Annotated in this window: 17 protein-coding genes; 9 read left to right on the top strand and 8 right to left on the bottom strand. The window is 67.9% G+C overall.

Annotated features, from left to right (window positions below):
- Nucleotides 1-84: 84 nt before the first annotated feature.
- The gene (locus tag BHS09_RS20465) at nt 85-621 is read left to right on the top strand and encodes a DUF2378 family protein (protein ID WP_140798657.1); all 537 of its coding nucleotides are present in this window, start codon (nt 85-87) and stop codon (nt 619-621) included.
- Between the two features lie 4 nt (nt 622-625).
- Here the strand turns inward: BHS09_RS20465 and BHS09_RS20460 are convergent, their stop codons facing one another.
- Both BHS09_RS20460 and BHS09_RS20455 read right to left on the bottom strand, forming a co-directional pair.
- A complete protein-coding gene (locus tag BHS09_RS20460; RefSeq protein ID WP_140798656.1) occupies nt 626-4,231 on the bottom strand; it encodes an ABC transporter permease/M1 family aminopeptidase in 3,606 nt (1,201 codons plus the stop codon).
- 9 nt (nt 4,232-4,240) lie between these two features.
- Nucleotides 4,241-5,122 carry an ABC transporter ATP-binding protein gene (locus BHS09_RS20455; protein WP_140792398.1) on the bottom strand — a complete coding sequence of 294 codons (882 nt, stop codon included), beginning with the start codon at nt 5,120-5,122 and terminating at the stop codon, nt 4,241-4,243.
- Between the two features lie 66 nt (nt 5,123-5,188).
- Between BHS09_RS20455 and BHS09_RS20450 the strand changes: the two genes are divergently transcribed.
- The gene (locus BHS09_RS20450) at nt 5,189-6,460 is read left to right on the top strand and encodes a glycoside hydrolase 5 family protein (RefSeq protein ID WP_140792396.1); all 1,272 of its coding nucleotides are present in this window, start codon (nt 5,189-5,191) and stop codon (nt 6,458-6,460) included.
- A 16-nt stretch (nt 6,461-6,476) separates the two neighbouring features.
- Here BHS09_RS20450 and BHS09_RS20445 read toward each other — a convergent pair whose 3' ends face one another.
- The 3 genes from BHS09_RS20445 to BHS09_RS20435 all read right to left on the bottom strand — a co-directional run bounded on the left by BHS09_RS20445 (nt 6,477) and on the right by BHS09_RS20435 (nt 8,993).
- A complete protein-coding gene (locus BHS09_RS20445; RefSeq protein WP_140798655.1) occupies nt 6,477-7,217 on the bottom strand; it encodes a response regulator in 741 nt (246 codons plus the stop codon).
- The gene (locus BHS09_RS20440) at nt 7,214-8,497 is read right to left on the bottom strand and encodes a sensor histidine kinase (RefSeq protein WP_140792392.1); all 1,284 of its coding nucleotides are present in this window, start codon (nt 8,495-8,497) and stop codon (nt 7,214-7,216) included. Before BHS09_RS20440 ends, BHS09_RS20445 begins: the two co-directional genes overlap by 4 nt.
- A gap of 109 nt (nt 8,498-8,606) precedes the next feature.
- Nucleotides 8,607-8,993, bottom strand: a complete 387-nt coding sequence (locus BHS09_RS20435; RefSeq protein ID WP_237077273.1) for a hypothetical protein — start codon at nt 8,991-8,993, stop codon at nt 8,607-8,609.
- Between the two features lie 122 nt (nt 8,994-9,115).
- Between BHS09_RS20435 and BHS09_RS20430 the strand changes: the two genes are divergently transcribed.
- The 7 genes from BHS09_RS20430 to larE all read left to right on the top strand — a co-directional run bounded on the left by BHS09_RS20430 (nt 9,116) and on the right by larE (nt 13,409).
- Nucleotides 9,116-9,883 (top strand): HesA/MoeB/ThiF family protein, encoded by a 768-nt coding sequence (locus BHS09_RS20430; protein WP_140792388.1) that lies wholly within the window; start codon nt 9,116-9,118, stop codon nt 9,881-9,883.
- Complete coding sequence (locus tag BHS09_RS20425) at nt 9,871-10,110, top strand: sulfurtransferase TusA family protein (RefSeq protein WP_140792386.1); 240 nt, start codon at nt 9,871-9,873, stop codon at nt 10,108-10,110. The genes BHS09_RS20430 and BHS09_RS20425 overlap by 13 nt, the downstream gene beginning before the upstream one ends.
- 7 nt (nt 10,111-10,117) lie before the next feature.
- The gene (locus BHS09_RS20420; RefSeq protein WP_140792384.1) at nt 10,118-10,390 is read left to right on the top strand and encodes a ubiquitin-like small modifier protein 1; all 273 of its coding nucleotides are present in this window, start codon (nt 10,118-10,120) and stop codon (nt 10,388-10,390) included.
- A gap of 5 nt (nt 10,391-10,395) precedes the next feature.
- A complete protein-coding gene (locus BHS09_RS20415) occupies nt 10,396-11,037 on the top strand; it encodes a ubiquitin-activating E1 family protein (RefSeq protein WP_140798654.1) in 642 nt (213 codons plus the stop codon).
- Complete coding sequence (locus tag BHS09_RS20410; protein ID WP_140798653.1) at nt 11,034-11,447, top strand: M67 family metallopeptidase; 414 nt, start codon at nt 11,034-11,036, stop codon at nt 11,445-11,447. The genes BHS09_RS20415 and BHS09_RS20410 overlap by 4 nt, the downstream gene beginning before the upstream one ends.
- A 192-nt stretch (nt 11,448-11,639) precedes the next feature.
- Complete coding sequence (gene cysC, locus BHS09_RS20405; RefSeq protein WP_140792378.1) at nt 11,640-12,413, top strand: adenylyl-sulfate kinase; 774 nt, start codon at nt 11,640-11,642, stop codon at nt 12,411-12,413.
- Nucleotides 12,414-12,512: 99 nt separating this feature from the next.
- Nucleotides 12,513-13,409, top strand: coding sequence for an ATP-dependent sacrificial sulfur transferase LarE (gene larE / locus BHS09_RS20400; RefSeq protein ID WP_140798652.1), 897 nt, complete (start codon nt 12,513-12,515; stop codon nt 13,407-13,409).
- A 42-nt stretch (nt 13,410-13,451) separates the two neighbouring features.
- Here the strand turns inward: larE and BHS09_RS20395 are convergent, their stop codons facing one another.
- The 3 genes from BHS09_RS20395 to BHS09_RS20385 form a co-directional block, all read right to left on the bottom strand.
- Entirely contained in the window at nt 13,452-15,284 is a 1,833-nt protein-coding gene (locus BHS09_RS20395; RefSeq protein WP_237079713.1) for a leucine-rich repeat domain-containing protein, read from the bottom strand.
- A gap of 101 nt (nt 15,285-15,385) precedes the next feature.
- Entirely contained in the window at nt 15,386-16,324 is a 939-nt protein-coding gene (locus BHS09_RS20390) for a hypothetical protein (protein WP_140798650.1), read from the bottom strand.
- 89 nt (nt 16,325-16,413) lie between these two features.
- On the bottom strand, nt 16,414-17,202 hold the full coding sequence (locus BHS09_RS20385) for a helix-turn-helix domain-containing protein (RefSeq protein ID WP_140792370.1): 789 nt from the start codon (nt 17,200-17,202) through the stop codon (nt 16,414-16,416).
- Nucleotides 17,203-17,225 lie beyond the last annotated feature (23 nt).

Genomic DNA, 17,225 nt, shown 5'->3' with positions numbered 1-17,225 from the left:
TGAGCGCGGACGTTGGCGAGTCAAACAACGCCGGTGCATCCGCTTTCCCGAGCCGCTTGACTTCTCTAGGGTGCCGCGCCACCGATGCCAGCCGAAGTCACTGTTCAATCAACGTTGTTCGAATCCCTGGTCCGCATGGCGCAGCCCGACGCGAAGCTCCAGGCCGAGTTCCTGGCCGCGGGCTTCGACATGGACAAGCCCCGCGCCACCTATCCCGCGGCCGTGTTCGCGGGTTGTCAGGACGCGACGGTGCGCTACCGCTACCAGGGCATGGACCGTAAGTCGGCCTACCGGACCCTGGGGCGGGAGCTGGTGCGCAGCTACTTCGACACCCTGGTGGGCAAGGTGGTGGGCATTGCCCTCAAGGTGGCCGGGCCCGAGCGCGCCATGAAGCGCGTGTCGCTGAGCTTCAGCTCCGTCTTCTCCCCGGTGGACATCCAGGTGGAATCCCTGGGCCCGGCGGACTGGCGCGTCCGCTTCCGGGGCTACCCCTTCCCGGCGGAGGCCGCCGCGGGCACCTGTGAAGGTGCGCTGCGGCAGGCCGGCGCCACCGAGCCCCAGGCGAACGTGGAACGCTACGAGCCGCCCGACGGCTTCGACCTGCGCATTCGCTGGAGCTGACCCGTCAGGGCGTGGACGGGCTCCCCAGCGCTACCGCGGACGCGACGGTGGGCTCCGTCACGTTGTCGGTGGACGTGCGGTCGATGAGCACGTTGAGCGGGTCGATGCCCACCTGGACGGGCTTCACGGGAACGGTGAAGGTGAGCTCCGATTCGCCCTTCGTCACCCGGCGCTTCTCCAGGAAGACGGCCTCGCCGCGCTCGTCGAGCGCGCCAACGTCCATCCAGTCGTTGAAGTCCACCTCCGTCTGTTCGCCCTTCTCATCGGCGCGGTACTTCTTCGACTTCACCTTGAGGGTGACGTCCCAGGTGCCCTTGTCGTTCTGCCGCACCTGCGCGGAGACGGCGCGGTTGTCATAGAGGGTGATGGTCTCGAACAGGTCCTCGATGAGGTACTGGTACTCCGGCGGCGTCTCTTCCCGGAGGAAGCCCAGCAGCTCGGAGGAGCCGGTGTACGGCGGGCCCTGGAAGCGGACCTTCTCCACGTAGCGGCGCAGGGCGCGGTTCACCCGATCCTCGCCGATGAAGTCCTGCAGCGCGTACATGACGAGGCTGCCCTTCTGGTAGTGGATGTACATCTGCTGCTGTTCCACCCGTGCCAGCGGCACCTCCTTCTTCGATTCGAACGCGCGGCCAGCGAGGTAGCGGTCCAGCTCGAACTTGAGGAAGCGCTTCATCTTCTTCGGCCCGAAGCGGTGCTTCATCACCATCAGCGCGGCGTACTGCGACATCGTCTCCGACGTCATCGTGGCGCCCTGTGCGCGCGCGCCCACCACCTGGTGCGCCCACCACTGGTGGGCAATCTCGTGCGCGGTGACGTAGTACGGGTAGTCCACGTCGTCGGCGCGTCCGTCCTCCACGCGGGCGATGAAGCCCAGCGCCTCCGAATACGGAATCGTATTGGGGAAGGCCTGGGCGAAGCTCTCGTAGCGGGGGAACTCCAGGATGCGGGCCTGCCGGTGCTGATACGGCCCGAAGTTTTCGCTGCAGTACTCCAGCGTGTCCTTCATGCCGCGCATCATCCGGTCCAGCGCGAAGGTGTGCGTGGGGTGGTGGTAGATCTCCAACTTCACGTCTCGCCACGTGTCGCGCATCACCTCGTAGCGCGCGGACAGGACGGAGAAGAAGTTGAGGATGGGTTTGTCCATCCGGTAGTGGAAGAAGCGGCGGTTGCCCTCGGTCCACTCCTTCTCCAGGTAGCCCGGGGCAATGGCAATCTGGTCCTTCGCCGTGCTCACCGTGGCCTCGAAGGCGATGAAGTCCGAGTCCTGGCGGATGTAGTTGTCCTGCTTCGCCTTCGGGTCGTCGCGGTCCGGCATGCGCTCGCGAGGCGGCAGGTCGTAGTCCTTGCGGTCCCGGTCGTCCTCCAGCTCGGCGCCCTTCTGGTAGCCCAGCACCGGCAGGTTCATGTTGTTGAAGAAGGTGCCGTTGCCCACGATGTCCGTGCGTGCCCCACCGTGCGTGAAGCCCTTCGTGCCGAACTCCAGATCGAACACGATGGCGGAATCGGCGCCGGGCGCCAGCGGCGTGGGCAGCTCGTAGACGAAGATGCCGAGCTCGGCGTCATGCATCGCGGGCTTCGTCACGCCGGCCAGGGACAGGCCGCGCACCCGGGCGTCGTCCGGCAGGCTGAGCATCACCTTGGAGATGGGCACGGCTGTCTTGTTGCGGATGCGGTAGCTGCCCAGGGCCTCCAGGCGCAGTTCTTCCGGGTGGATGTGGAAGGTGACCTTCGCGGCGGTGATGCGCGGGTGGGGCAGGGCGGCGTAGGACGCGTATTCCTTTTCGTAGCGGGCCTGCTGCCGCTCCCGGTCCTTCTTCGTGATGTACGGGTTGAGGATGTGGGTGTTGTAGTAGATGAACGCGCCCGCCCCGACGAAGACGCAGAGCGACAGCGCCGCGGCCGCCGTCCACGCGCCCGTGCGCCGCGCCTTGGCCGCCGCCCAGCGCTGCTTCCAACGCGCCTCCCGGCCTCGGACGGTGAGCAGGTAGCCCACCGCCACGAGCAGCGCGGCCAGCCCGTACCAGTAGACACGGTGCCATACGAGCGCGGGGATGTTGCTGCCGAACCGGTTCAGGTCGGAGTAACGGAGCGTGGGCTCGGAGCCGTAGCGGACCAGCGCGTCTTCCACGCCCATCAGACCCAGCGCGGCCTGGAGGACGAAGTAGAGCACCATCACCAGGTACGCCAGGTACTTCTGATGGATGAGCACCTGCGCGAAGAAGGCCAGCACGCACAGCAGCGCGTCATGCGGGAAGTCCAGCAGGAAGAGCTGCTTGGCGTAGAGGTTCCACTCGATGTCGAAGTAGCCGCGAAGCACCTGGGACAGCAGCGCGGACACCAGCGCCACGGCCTTGAGCGAGAAGGCCACGAGCAGCAGCGCCCCCAGCTTCGCGCCATAGGTGACCCAGGACGGCACGCGCGTGACGTCCACGATGTCGGCCAGCCCCGCGTCGCGCTCCTTCCACACCAGCTCACCCGCATAGAAGGTGATGGTGATGAGCAGGAAGGGCTGGAACGTTCGCGTGGCCGTCTCCAGCACCTGCCACGTCACCGGCCAGGTGGCGGTGCCGAATATCTGCTTCGAGAGGGAGATCCCCATGGTGCCCAAGGCCAGCGCCGCCACGACGAAGGACCAGAACACCGGGGAGCGGAGAATGTCGCGGTAGGCCAGCCAGGAGGTGGCGAAGGCCGTGCGCAGCCAGCTGCCCGTCGTGGGCGCCGCCACGGTGGTGGGGATGGCGGCTGGGGCGGAGGCCGCCGTCTCCTTGCGCGTGCCGCGTCCCCGCTGCTCCTCCACGGTGGTGCGGAAGCGCAGGACCGCCAGCCCCAGTATCGCGGCGCCCACCGCGCTCCACAGCAGCCGGTTGGCGAGCAGCAGCCCGGCGAAGGGGACGTGGTCCCGGTTGCGCTCGGCCGCCGTCCAGTAGCGGGTCGCGTTCTCGAAGGTGAGGAAGCCGAACGGGTCCAGCAGGGACGCCAGGTCCTGGTGCTGCACGTCGGACATGGCGGCGCTGAGCACCAGGTACCCCATCACCAGCACCACGACGCCCACGTACACGGGGGCCATGCGCCGCGTCAGGGCGGCCAGCGAGAAGAAGACGGCGCCGGCGAAGAAGAGCGTGGGCCAGACGCCGACGACGTAGGGCCAGAGGTAGGAAGTGAGCTGGAACGGAGCGAGCCGCTCGGCATCCACCAGCCACACGCCCGCGGCGCCCACCAGCAGCCCGGGGATGATGGCCAGCATCAGCACCGCGCTGAAGAGGTACGCGCCCAGGAACCGGCCGAGCAGGTACGGGCCCTTCTTCACGTTCTTCGTGAAGATGAGCATCCACGTGTTGTGGCCGAAGTCCTGGTAGGCGGCCTGGCCGAAGACGGCGGCCACCATGAAGAGGCCGACGTAGGCCATGCCGGTGGTGAAGTAGAAGATGGTGTGCGGGCTGTTGACGCGGACCAGCTCCGGGCCCGACGTCACCGAGAACCCCTTGAACACGGCGCCAATCGCCAGCGTTATCATCGCGGCGGCGGCGGCCAGCACCAGGGCGTAGACCCAGGTGGAGATCATCTTCATCCGGCGCCGCAGTTCGAAGGTCAGGAGGGCGGTGAGCATGGCGTGCCCTCAGGACTGCTTGGTCGCCCGGGCGAGCGCGTGGAAGTAGACGTCCTCCAGGTCGGGGCTGGCGGGCTCGAAGCCCTCTGGCGGGGACTCCGCGTAGACGTGGACCAGTCGCTGGCCAGCCACGCGCCGCACGGCGATGACCTCCAACTGCTTCATGAGCGCGTCCAGTTCCTCCTGGTGGGTGACGAAGCGCTTCCACACGCGCTGGTGCAGGGACTCCACCAGCTTCAGCGGGTGGCCGCTGGCCACGACGTTCCCCTGGGCGAGGATGGCCATGTTCTGACAGAGGTCCGCCACGTCGGAGACGATGTGCGTGGACAGCAGCACCACCACGTCGGTGCTGATCTCCGCCAGCAGGTTGTGGAAGCGGAAGCGCTCGGCGGGGTCGAGCCCGGCGGTGGGCTCGTCCACGATGAGCAGCTTGGGATTGCCGAGCAGGGCCTGGGCGATGCCGAAGCGCTGCTTCATGCCGCCAGAGAATCCACCGAGCCGCCGGTCGCGATGCTCCCAGAGGTTCGTCTTCTGGAGGAGCGCCTTCACCGTGTCATGGCGCGGGCCGCGCTGGGCCAGGCCCTTGAGCTGGGCCAGATGGTCCAGCATGTCCCAGGCCGTCACCTTGGGGTACACGCCGAAGTCCTGTGGGAGGTAACCCAGCACCTCGCGCAGCCGGTCCTTGTCCCGGCGCAGGTCGATGCCGTCGAAGGTCATGGTGCCCGCATCCACGTCCTGCAGCGTGGCGATGCTGCGCATCAGCGTGGACTTGCCGGCGCCGTTCGGTCCGAGCAACCCGAACATTCCGCGCGGAATGGTGAGGTTGACACCCTGCAACGCACGGGTGCCGTTGGGGTACGTCTTCGACACGCCTTCCAGTCTGAGGTCCATGGCGGCGAACCTAGCCCAGTCCTCGGGACCGATGCGTGGAGCGCGTGGCGTCGTTACCATGTAGGCATGCCCCTTTCTCGCCGGACCTCCACTGCCTCCGCGGCCGTCGCCTTCCTCCTGGGGGCCTGCGGAGAGGGGGACCCGGTCATGCTGGAGGCGGTGGCCGCAAGCTGCTCGGGCGGCCCGGCGCAACACCTGGACCGGTTGCCGTCCGGCGCCATGGTGCTCAACGCCTACTTCCTACAGGAAGAGGCCACCCGGGACGCGCGGCGGGGGGCGGCGGAGTCCCCGGTGCTGGAAGAGGTGCTCGCCAAGGCCTCCGCGCTGGGCGTGCGCGCGCTGCGCACCAACGGACACAACGACGCACTGTCGAAGGTGGGGGACACCGCCATCCAGGTGGCGCCGCTGGAGTACGACGAGGTGGCCCTGGTCGGCCTGGATTGGGTGCTCACCCGCGCCCGGTTCCATGGCGTCCGCCTGGTGCTGACGCTGGGGAACTACTGGGATGCGTACGGGGGCGCGCGCCAGTACGTGGAGTGGGCGGGCCTCCCCCGGCCCGTGGAAGGGGATGCCCGGTTCTTCACCGACCCGGTGGTGGTGGCGCACTACAAGGCGCACGTGGCGCGGCTGCTCAACCGGGTGAACACGGTGGACGGCATCCGCTACGGCGACCACCCGGCCGTCCTGGCCTGGGAGCTGCTCAACGAGCCGCGGGGACGGGGGCTGGACAAGGAAGGGGCGCGACTGCGCGCGTGGATTGATGACGTGGCGCGCGAGGTGAAGACGCACGCGCCCGGCCACCTGGTGGGGACGGGGGAGGAGGGCTTCGAGCCTTCTCCCGACGGGTACGACCCTGGCTTCTGGTCCCGCTCCGGGTCGCCGGTGCTCCGCACGCCGGGGGCCAGCTTCACGCGCAACACGGCGTCCCCGTACATCGACTTCGCGTCGGTGCACTTCTATCCAGAGTCCTGGGGCCTGGGCGGCATCGACACGGCCGAGGCCGGCGCCCGGTGGATTCGGGAGCACGCCGCCATCGCCCGGAACCTGGGCAAGCCCTTGTTCGTGGGCGAACTGGGGCTGCGCAACGAAGGCACGTTCGACGTGTCACAGCGGCGCGCGCTCTATCGCGGCTGGCTGGAGTGCATGCGGAAGGAAGGCGTCGGCGCGGGGGCGCTGTGGATGTTCTCCAACGACGCCCGGCCGGAGGCCTGGGACGACTACACCTTCTACTACCGGGACGGCACGCAGCCGGGAGATCCGGTCAACCGGTACGCGGACCTGGTCATGGAGGCCGCCGCCGCGGAGCGTCCGGGCGCGGCGGTCTCCACGGGGCGCTGAGCGCGGGCGCTCCGGCTCAGACGGAGATGAGGCCCTTGCGGATGCCTTCGGTGACGGCCTCCACGCGGTTGGTGACCTCCAGCTTCCGGTAGATGTGCTCCAGGTGCGTGCGGATGGTGGCCTTGCTGAGGTCGAGCAGGCGCGCCGCCTCGCTGTTGGACACGCCCTTGGCGATGAGCTGGAGGATTTCGCGCTCGCGGTCCGACAGCGGCTTGAGCAGGGGCTCCTGGGGCAAGTCGCTGGCCGACGGCTCCGGCGCGGAGGGCGGCGAGGCCACGGGGCTGGCGTCGGGCTCCACGCGGAAGTGACGGAGCAGCCGGCGGGCCAGGTTGGGCTGGATGACAGTGCCGCCCGCGCGGACCTCCTTGATGGCCTCGATGATCTTGTCCACCGGGGCGCCCTTGAGCAGGTAGCCGGAGGCGCCCGCCTTCACGGCCTCCAGCACTTTGTCCTCCTCGTCGAAGATGGTGAAGATGAGGATTTCAATCTTCGGGAAGCGCGCCTTTACCTCGCGCGTCACGTCGATGCCGCTCATGCGGGGCAGGCCCAGGTCGAGCAGCAGCACGTCCGGCATCAGCTTGGGCACTTCCTCCAGCGCGGCTTCACCGGAGAGCGCCGTGCCGATGATGTCCAGCTCCGGGTGGTTCTCGAAGAGGCGGAGCTGGTTCTTGAGGATCTTCGTCTGATCCTCGACCACGAAGACGCGAATGGGCGGCGAATCGGGAGGCTGCGGGGCGTCCACGGGAGCTCCGGTCATGACGGGCGACAGGGAAGGGAGAATGCCACCTGGGCGCCAGCGCCGGGTGACGAGTCCACGATGAGCTGACCACCGAGCTTCATGGCGCGCTCACGCATGTTCAACAGGCCGTAGTGGCCGCGCGGCGTCCGGGAAGGGTCGAAGCCCTTGCCGTCGTCGCGCACGACGAGGTTGACGCGGTCCTCGCTGAAGTCGAGCCGCACCTGGACGCCCTTGGCCTCCGCGTGCTTCACCGCGTTCGACAGCGACTCCTGGAGGATGCGGAACAGCGCCAGCTGCGCGTCCGGGTTCAGCTTGCGCTGGAGCCCGGTGCGCTCGAAGCGGATGTCCAGGCCGGTGCGCTCGCGGAACGTCTTCGCGTAGTCCTCCAGGCCCTGTGCCAGCTCGAAGTCCTCGCGCATCATCCGCAGGCTGCGCCTCAGCTCCTCGATGGACTCCTCGGCGGTGAGCTTCAGCTCGCGGATCTCCCCGCGCAGGCCCTCCTCGCGCGCGAGGTTCAGGATGTACTCGGACTGGATGATCATCGACGACAGGGACGCGCCCAGGCCGTCGTGGATCTCCCGCGCCAGCCGGTTGCGCTCCTCCACCACCGCCAGCTCCTTGAGGTCCCCCTGGAGCGACACGACCTCGCGGTGCGCGGCGGCCTCGCGCTCGTTCAGGTACACGAGCACGTAGACGATGATGAAGTTGAGCGCCAGGTACCAGAGCAGGGTCAGCAGCTCCACCGCCGTCACGGAGCGGTTGAGGAGCAGGTCCAGCCGGGTGGTGATGGGCAGCGCCAGCAGCGGCGGCAGGATCGCCAGCGGCTTGGGAAAGAGGATGGCGAAGAGCGTGGTGAAGAGCAGCTGCGTGGCCAGCAGCGGGCTCTGGAGACCGCCGCCGACGTGCGGCTTGGCGATGAGCACCACGCTGATGGTCACGTCCAGGCAGAGGGTAATGTACGTCACCCAGCGGCCGGCCTTGGGGTGGTCGATGACCAGGAGGTTGGCGACGCTGTAGAGCAGCATCGCGAAGTAGCCCACGAAGGAGAACGGACCGGTGAGGCCGAAGTAGCCGCTCCAGGCCGGCACCGCGAGGATGAGCAGGCCCAAGGTGAGGAACATCATCCGCGCGTAGAAGAGCGCGCGGGCCCGGGCCACGAAGCGGTCCTGCTCCCACGAGGCGGTCGCCTGCTCCGCCGACACGCTGTCCGTCAGCTTGCGGCGCTCCAGGACCTTGCGCACCCGGGCGCGCAGGTCGTTGGCAGGCGTTTCCTCGCTCAATGCGAGTTGGGAATCCATTCGTCCGGTACTCTACGGGAGCAACCGGGGGGCCGGGAATCCCGGAGGTGGCCCGCCTCGCTTTCTGGAGGGCGAGGGGGCAGGCCCCACGCCGGGAGGAAGCGCCGCGTTACTCCGTGGAGGCGTCACCCGAGCACGCCTGGCGTGCCTCGGGCTTGTTCTTGAAGATGAAGTCCAGCCGGTCGATCTGCTCGCCCGTGCGCTCGTTGAAGAGCGGCGTGCCGCCCGCGTACATGCTGCCCTCCGGGTTGCCGTACGCGTCCAGCCCCTGCTTCTGGAGCCACGTGTCCACGCAGGCCTCCTGGGCCGCGCGCGTCGTGCTGCCCGAGCCCGCGTCCTCCGCGCTCAGGGCCCCCTTGCTGGCGCCGGTGCGCGCGGCTTCGTCCGTCGCGGCGGAGGCGTCGGTGGGGCCCGGGGCCTCGCCTGTCTTGCGGGTGCAGCCAGGAGCCAGGAAGAGGACAGCGGAAAAGACGAGCACGCCGGTCAGGTTTTTCATATGTCCTGGCAGGTGGGGGCCGCGCGGACGCGGGACGGTGGAGAGACACCTGCGCCCTTCTGCATGGTGGTACGCAGGCGGCCCCACCATATTCGTTTCCGACCGCGTGGAGCAGTCATCCGATGCATGGCCATGGTACAGACCACCATCCCCGAATTCCCCATGCGTCCCGGCTGGAGCGCGCGCGCGTACTGCTGGTGGGGGCTGGCGGGCTCGGATGCCCGGCGTCACTGGCGCTGGCCCAGGCCGGCGTCGGGCACCTGACGCTGGCGGATCCAGACCGCGTGGACGTGACGAACCTGCCGCGCCAGCTCTGGCACCGGAGTGAGGACGTGGGCCGGAACAAGGCGGAGTCCGCGACGGCGGGCCTGGCTCGGGCCTTTCCCGGCCTGAGCACGGAGGCCCTCACCGAGCGCGTGGACGCGAGCAACGCGGAGGGGCTCTTTCGCGCGCACGACGCCGTCATCGACGCCACGGATGGCGTGGCCACCAAGTTCTTCCTGTCGGACGTGGCGGTGCTGACGGGCGTGCCGCTCGTCTATGGCGGGGTGCTGCGCATGCAGGGACAGGCGATGCGCGTGGACCCGGGTGGGCCGTGCCTGCGCTGCCTCTATGAAGCGCCGCCCCCGCCGGACGCGGTGCCCACGTGTGCCCAGGCGGGGGTGCTCGGCTCGCTGGCGGGGCTGGTGGGCGCGGTGCAGGCCCTGCTGGCGCTGGAGCTGCTGTCGGGCGCCGCGCGAGGTGGGCAGGGCGAGGCCACGCTGCACGTGCTGGATGCCGTGTCGCTCCTGGGGCGGAGGACGCTCGTGGCGCGGGCGCCGGACTGCGAGGGTTGCCGCGTCACGGCCATCCCCGCGTACCCTGAGTCTCCGGAGGTGTGCGCGACATGAAGGCGACGCTGGACATCACCCGCGAGGTCTGTCCGATGACCTACGTGCGGACGAAGCTGAAGTTGGAATCACTGGAGCAGGGTACGTTGCTGGAGGTGCTGCTTCGGGGCACCGAGCCGCTGAAGAACGTGCCTCGCAACGCGCGCGACGAGGGCCACGAAGTCGTGTCCCTGGACGCGCTCCCGGACGGGACGCACCGGCTGGTGCTCCGCAAGCAGGGCAGGTGAGTGAGCCATGGCGACCCTTCGTATTCCCACCCCCATGCGGGGCTTCACCGGCAACCAGGCGGAAGTCACGGCCCCGGGCGCCACCGTGCGCGAGGTGCTGAACAACCTGGACGCGCGCCATCCGGGCATTGGCGGCCGGGTGTTCGACGAGCGCGGCGCGGTGCGGCGCTACGTGAACGTGTTCCTGAACGACGAGGACATCCGCGCGCTGAACGGGCTGGACACGCCGGTGAAGGACGCTGACCGCATCACCCTCATCCCCGCCATGGCGGGAGGCTGACGGCGATGGCGCTGCGTGAAGATCAGATCCTGCGCTACTCCCGCCAGATCCTCCTGCGCGAGGTGGGCGGACGCGGCCAGGAGTCCCTGCTCGCGGGCACGGCGCGGTTGGATGGCATCGGCGCGTCGGGGCTGACGGCGGCGGCGTACCTGGCGGGAGCTGGCACGCCGGTGACGGGCGCGGGCTCGCTGACGCTGGGGCCCTGGGCGCCGGGCTTCCTGATGGGGCCTGATGACGTCGGCCTGCCCGTGACGGAGGCGCTGGCCCGCGAGGTGCCCGCGCTGAACCCGGACGCCGGCGCGGTAGGACACGGCGGAGGGCTGGTCGCGGAGCTGCCCGCGGCGTGGAGTGGCGAGGCGCCCTGGGTGGCCCTGGGGGGCGATGGCATGCGGGCCGCCGTCGTCTTCCGGAGCGCGGAGGGGTGCCTCTGGTGCTTCGGTGAGACGGTGCGGCACCTGGGCTCGCCCCCGGATGGGGCTTTGGGCGTGGCCGTGGGGACGTTGGGGGCGCTCGTGTTCCAGCGGCTGCGGCTGGGCCTGGGCCCCGCGCTGGGAGGCCGGTGGCTGGTGGCGCCCGGAACCGTGGAGGAGATGGCGCTGCGAAAGTGCTCACGTTGCGCGGGCCGTGAGGCGCCTGGCGCGCAGTGAGTCACTGGCCCGAGCACATCCTCACCGAGGTGGGGAGGCACCTGGAGGCCGCGTATCCGTTCGAGGGTTGTGGGGTGCTCCTCCGCGAGGAAGGGACAGGGCGCCTGCGGAGCCGTCCCTTGCGCAACGCCGCCGGAAACCCGCGGGTGGCGTACGCCTTCGCACCCGAGGAGTGGCTGGCCGTCTGCATCGAAGCGGATGCACGGTCAGAGCGAGTGGTGTGCGTGTTCCACTCGCATGTGGATGCACCGGCGACCTTCTCCCAGGAGGACCTGCTGCGGGCGGCTCCTGAGGGGCGTCCGTTGCTCCCCAATGTTTCCTATCTCATTGGATCCATACACCGCGGCTGTGTTCACTACGTGTCGGAGTATGAGTGGCGTGCGGGAAACTTCGTGTCACGAGCGAGCTGAAAAGTTCATTGCAGAAACGAAAAAGCCTTGTCTGAGCAGGCACTTGGGTGCCCGTCACCCCCACCTGCGGAAAGGTGGGCGCGAATTGTCAAGTGGCCGGGTTTTCGTCTATAACCGCGTCCATCTTCTGGATCTGCGGCGTCCCTACGAGCTTGCAAGAAGTGCTCCGGACGCAGGGAGTAGACGACCCATATGGCCTCCAACACTGGTTTCACCCTCTGGCTGACCGGCATGTCCGGTACCGGGAAGAGCACCACCGCCGCCTACATCGCCGCGCGCTTGCGGCAGGTGGGCCGCAACGTCGAGATCCTCGACGAGGGTGAGCTCGGCGAGGCGCTGTGGGCGGGGCTGGGGGATGGCAAGGAGGATCGTACCACCGTCGTGAAGCGGCTGGGCTTCGTGGCGAACCTGCTGACGCGCAACGGTGTGGCGGCGCTGGTTCCCTGCGTGAGCCCGTACAAGCCGGGCCGTGAGGAGAACCGCCGGTCCATCGGTCGCTACGTGGAGGTCTACGTCGACTGCCCGACCGAGAAGCTCATCGAGCGCGACAGCACGGGCCGCTACAAGAAGGCGCTCAACGGGGAGATCCCCAACTTCATCGGCATCACCGAGCCGTACGAGCCGCCCAACTCGCCGGAGGTCACCATCCACTCCGACGTGGAGTCGGTGGAGGACGGCGCGGCGAAGATCTTCCAGTCGCTTCTGGACCTCGGCTACATGAGCACCGAGGAGCTGAAGGTCATCACCGGCAAGAAGATGAAGGCCAACCCGCTGCCGGCCAAGGGCGAGAAGGCAGAGAAGGCCGAGAAGGGCGGCGCCAAGGCCCGTCGCGCCGAGGAGTCCAAGCCCGCGGCGAAGGCGCCGAAGGCGGACAAGGGTGCCAAGGCCCGTCCGGCCACGCGCGCGGCCCGGGTGGGCAAGCCGGCGCCGGCGGCGAAGAAGGCCGCGAAGCGGAAGGCTCGCTAGGCGGCCGGGCTTCCGGGCCTGGGTTTCATTCCTGAGGGGCTCCAGGTTGCCGCGCAACGGCGCGTGCAATCCGGGGCCCTTTGGTTTTAGGAGAGCTTCATGTTGAGCCCCGAGCGGATCCAGTCCCTGTGTGAGTCGTCGCGCCCCAAGCTGGAGGTGATGCGCGCCGCGCTGCGGGCCCATGGCAGCGCGCTGGTGGCGTTCTCCGGAGGTGTGGATTCGACCTTCGTGCTGAAGGTGGCGGTGGAGGAGCTGGGCGACCGGGCGCTCGCGCTCACCGCGCTGTCCGCGTCCGTGGCGCCAGAGGAGGCCGACGAGGCGCGCGAGCTGGCGAGGCGGTTGGGCGCCCGGCACGTGGTGTTGGGCAGCAACGAGCTGGCGAATCCGCAGTACGCGGCCAACCCGACGAATCGCTGCTACTTCTGCAAGACGGAGCTGTACGACATCTGCGAGGCACAGCGGAAGTCGCTGGGGCTGGCGGTGGTGTTGGACGGCTTCAATGCGGACGACTTCAAGGACCACCGGCCCGGGCACAAGGCGGCGCAGGAGCACCAGGTGGTGTCGCCGCTGGCGCAGGCGGGGCTGACGAAGGAGGAGATCCGCGCGTGGAGCCAGTCGCTCGGGCTGCCGACGTGGGACAAGCCGCAGATGGCGTGCCTGGCGTCGAGGATTCCATATGGCACGGCGGTGACGCGGGACCGGTTGCTGCAGATCGCCGCCGCGGAGTCGGAGCTGCGCAAGCTGGGCTTCCGTCAGTTCCGCGTGCGGTACCACCAGGACGTGGCGCGGCTGGAGGTGGCGGCGGAGGAGTACGAGCGCTTCCTCGCGGCGGACGTGCGGCAGAAGATCAACACCGCGTTCCTGGCGCTGGGGTTCAAGTTCGTGGCGCTGGACTTGGAGCCGTTCCGCTCGGGCCGCATGAATGATGCGGTGGGCGTCGCGCGGCTGGGGGCCACGGGCAAGCCGGAAGGGTTCCCGCTGCCCGTGGTGAGCTGAGCCGCGTCTCCTTGGCGATGAGCACCAGGCTTGGGGAGCGGCTCACAGCCCGGTGATGAGGTGGATGCCGCGCTCCCGTGCCAGGGCATCCCTGGCCTCCGTGGAGACCGCGGTGCCTCGCAGGTTGAGCTCCCTGAGACGTGGCAGCTTGAGCAGCGCTGGAAGGCCGGCGTCGGTGACCTTCGTGCGCGTCAGGTAGAGCGTGCGGAGCGAACTGGGAAGGTGGCCAAGCACCTCGTCGCCGGTGCGGACGCCGGCGACGCTCAGCCAGACGAGGCTCGTGAAACCCTGGAGCGCTTTCTGGCCCTCTGCGTCCAACCTCGTCGCGCCGAGGTCGAGCGTCGTGAGTCGGGCAAGCGTGTGCAGGCTCGTCAGGCCAGAGCCATTGATGAGAGTCCCCGCGACATGGATTGCCTCCAGTTCTGTCCATTCGGCGAACTGGCCCAGCCCCACGTCCGTGAGGAGGGTGCGTTCGGCTTTCAATGAATGGAGGCCGGGAAAGGCCCGCCGTATGGAGGGCACCCATTCGTCAGTGAGCCCGGTCTTGCTCAAGTCCAGGTGTCGCAGGAGTGGGCGGGAACCCAGGTTGTTCAGTGCCTCCGGGCCAATCGGCGTGTGGCTGAGCGCGAGTCGAGTCAGTTGGCTGAGGGGTGCGAGTGCCGTGAGGGAATCGTCCGTCAGCGCGAGCCCTGAGAGCCAGAGTGATTCGAGCGCCACCAAGGTGCTCAATTCTTGAAGTCCCGTGCCCGTAATGGCCGTGCGCGAGAGGTCAAGCTCTCTCAACTCGTTGAGTCCTCGAAGATGGCGCAGCGCTGCGTCGCCCACTCGCGTGTCGTCGAGGTGAAGCGCTTCCAGTCGAGAGAGGCCCGCGAGGTGGCGAAGTCCTGCGCCTCGGATTCGCGCCTTGCTGAGAACCAGCGCACGAAGCGCGGGCAGTTTCGCGAGGTGGAGCAACCCAGCGTCCGTCACCTGGGTGTTGCCCAGGTGGAGGGCTTCCAGTTCACGGAGTTCCGCGACGTGCGCGAGGCTGGCGTCTGAGGCAGCGGTACGCGCAAGGCCCAGCCGCCGAAGGGAGGGCATGGTGTTGAGGCCGCGGAGGCCTGCATCCGTGACTTTCGTGCCGCTGAGGTTGAGCGTGTGTAACGGGGCGCTTGGCAGCACTGCGAGGACGGTGTCGTCCACCGCGGTATCCGACAGGTCGAGTTCCTCCAGCCCCGGTTGCCTCGCGAGGAATCCAAGTCCCTGGGGGGTTATGGCTGTTCCGGCGAGGGTTACTCGACGCAGGGTGGTGTGCTCTGACAGCGACGCAAGGCCTGCGTCGGAGACCGGCGTTTCGTCCAGCCGCAGCACTGCCAGTCGTTGCATTCGTTTGAGAGGAGCCAGCCCCGCGTTGGTGACCCGGGTGGCATTGAGGTGCAGGGCCTCGAGCTGAGTTGCGTTTTCCAGCGAGGCGAGGTGCGCATTGCCGAAGTCCGTGCCAGACAGCTGAAGCGCGACGACACCGGACTCCTGGAGCAGGGCCGCGAGCAGCCCGGGGGCTGGGACTCCGACAGCGCCAAAGGACAATTCGGGCACGCGATGCGCGCGCAACACGGCGGCGATTTCGCGAGCCTCCGCTTCGGTACGCACGGGGCGCAAGGGTTCTGCGTACCAGTTGCCCGTGTCAGGTGGGGTGAAGCCTTCGGGCCCTGGTGGCAAATGCCCGAACTCAGCGCTTGTCCCATCCGGTTCGAGGCGGAACACCGTGAGGAGCGGCCTGGGAGCCGTCACGACGACGGGGATCGAGGAAGGAGCGGGAATGACGGGCGCGGGACGGGTGGCGCAGGCCGCCATGACAAGAAACAATCCGGCGAATCTCAGGGTTCCCGAGTGCATGGAGTCAGAACAACCCCTCCATGCACTCAGGTCAAGGCGCAAGCACAGGGGCTTGCTCGATGCGGCAGCGCGGATCCCGGAAACGTGCCCTTCGATTCCCACTACTGGGTCGTGCCGGTACCAGTCGCGACTCCACGGAGCATGCCTTCAGAGGTGTCGTATCTTTGAAGAGTGACTTCCGTGGTGAACGGGAACGGCTGGCTGACAGGAATTTGTTCGGAGTCCAAGACTCCTCGGAACAGGTGTCGCCCAGTCATTTGCAGATGGTACGGGGTATTGCCTGTAGTGCTCATTCCCATCGTCGTGAAGTTGTCGAAGTAGATGAGATTCGATTCGCCTCGGTTCAACTCGAATCTGGCTGTGTCACCGCTTAGATATCTTGCGATATGATCATGCAGCAGCGCGGAGTAGGGGCCCCCGAACTGGACGACGAGCTCATTCGTAGCCACCGAGAGTCCTCGCCAGTAGTTGCGACTCAGGTAGGCGAATTCGAAGCTGATGGTAAATGGCACCTCCTGCCCGACCAATTCGGCGTACTCACTGGGCGGGTCTCGTGGCCAATGATCAGTGAATCGCATGGTGCCCGTAATCCAACCACCCTCATCGACGGTGATGCCCACGTTTGCGTTGCCGTCCGCGGGGAGCTTGAACAGGAATCGAATTTCGCGCATGTCCCGCTCCGCGAGGGAGAACGCCATCGGGTTGGGAGAAATCAGCTGCACTGGCACGACCTCGGATGGCGTGCCCACGCGTTCGACGTGCCAATCACCCTCAAGCTGGATGGAATAGGTTCCGGCCACCAACGGCACTATCAGCGTGTCCGGTGACGTATCCGTGATCGTGAGCGACTCCGTCCCAGTGATGACGAAGACCGCCCCCACGAGCCGGTACTGGACGCCATTGGGCGCGGTCGACACCAATGGCAGACGCATCACTCCTTCGGTCGCGCGAATCGGTGTGTACGGCCCGGTTGACGAAGATTCCCCACACGCGGCGATCAGCATCGCGAGCGCACACGCAGCCAGACTCAACTTTTGCATGACTCCCCCCTGGGACGGACACGACCCTACGGAGGCGGAGTAAAGCTGTCAAACAGGGGATGGCTGGGTGGAGCCTGACTCCAGGCGCCTCACCGCTGGCCGCGTCGGATGACAGCCGGAGTCAGTCCGGTGCATCTGCGGAACACCGTGGTGAAGTGGCTCTGCGAGCTGAAGCCAACCGCGAGCGCGATGTCGCCCAATGGCAGCGACGAGTTGCTCAACAGGTCGCGCGCCCGCTCCACGCGTCGTTGCTGCACCCAGGCGTGCGGTGTCATGCCGGTGGACTGGCGGAAGGCGCGAGTGAAATGAAAGACGCTCAATCCGGAGCGCTTGGCGAGCTCACCCACGCGGATGGGCTCGGCAAGGTGCGCCTCCGCGTAAAGCTGCACACGGTGAAGTGCGGCGGGGGAGAGTCCGCCTCGCTGGCGCGCCGCCCGTGAGGTCCCCGGTTCCTGAAGCAGTCTGGCCACCCGGGACGCGTGCCGGTCCTGGATGCCTCTCGCCGCTTTCAGAAAACCCGCGATGATCCGCAGGTGCTCCTCTGGCAGCGCCGCCATGAGCTGGTGCCCATCCGCCTGCAAGGGGCCCCACAAAGTTTCAATCCACTCGCGTGCATGCGCGGTGAGCACCAGCCGCTGGCCACCACCGGCCGCTTCCCGCTGGACGTAGCCTGCCAACTCCAGCCGCGCCACGTCGGCTTCGCGGGTGACTGCGCCCAGGGGAGTCGGGCCACCGAAGTGAAGCTGCGCCAGGCACGCGAGGTCCGCGCGCCCGAGCGCCAGGACCTTTCCAACGGTGGCATCGAATTCCGCGGACGCATCCTGGAACTGCACGACGTCCGAACCAATCTGTTCGAGCAGGGCAGGCCGGGGGCTCATCAGGAACTCCGCAGGAAGGCGAA

The sequence above is a fragment of the Myxococcus xanthus genome (assembly GCF_006402735.1).
Classification (GTDB): Bacteria; Myxococcota; Myxococcia; order Myxococcales; family Myxococcaceae; genus Myxococcus; species Myxococcus xanthus_A.
The sequence above is the reverse complement of the archived record's forward strand: the minus strand, read 5'-3'. Positions and strand labels throughout refer to the sequence as shown.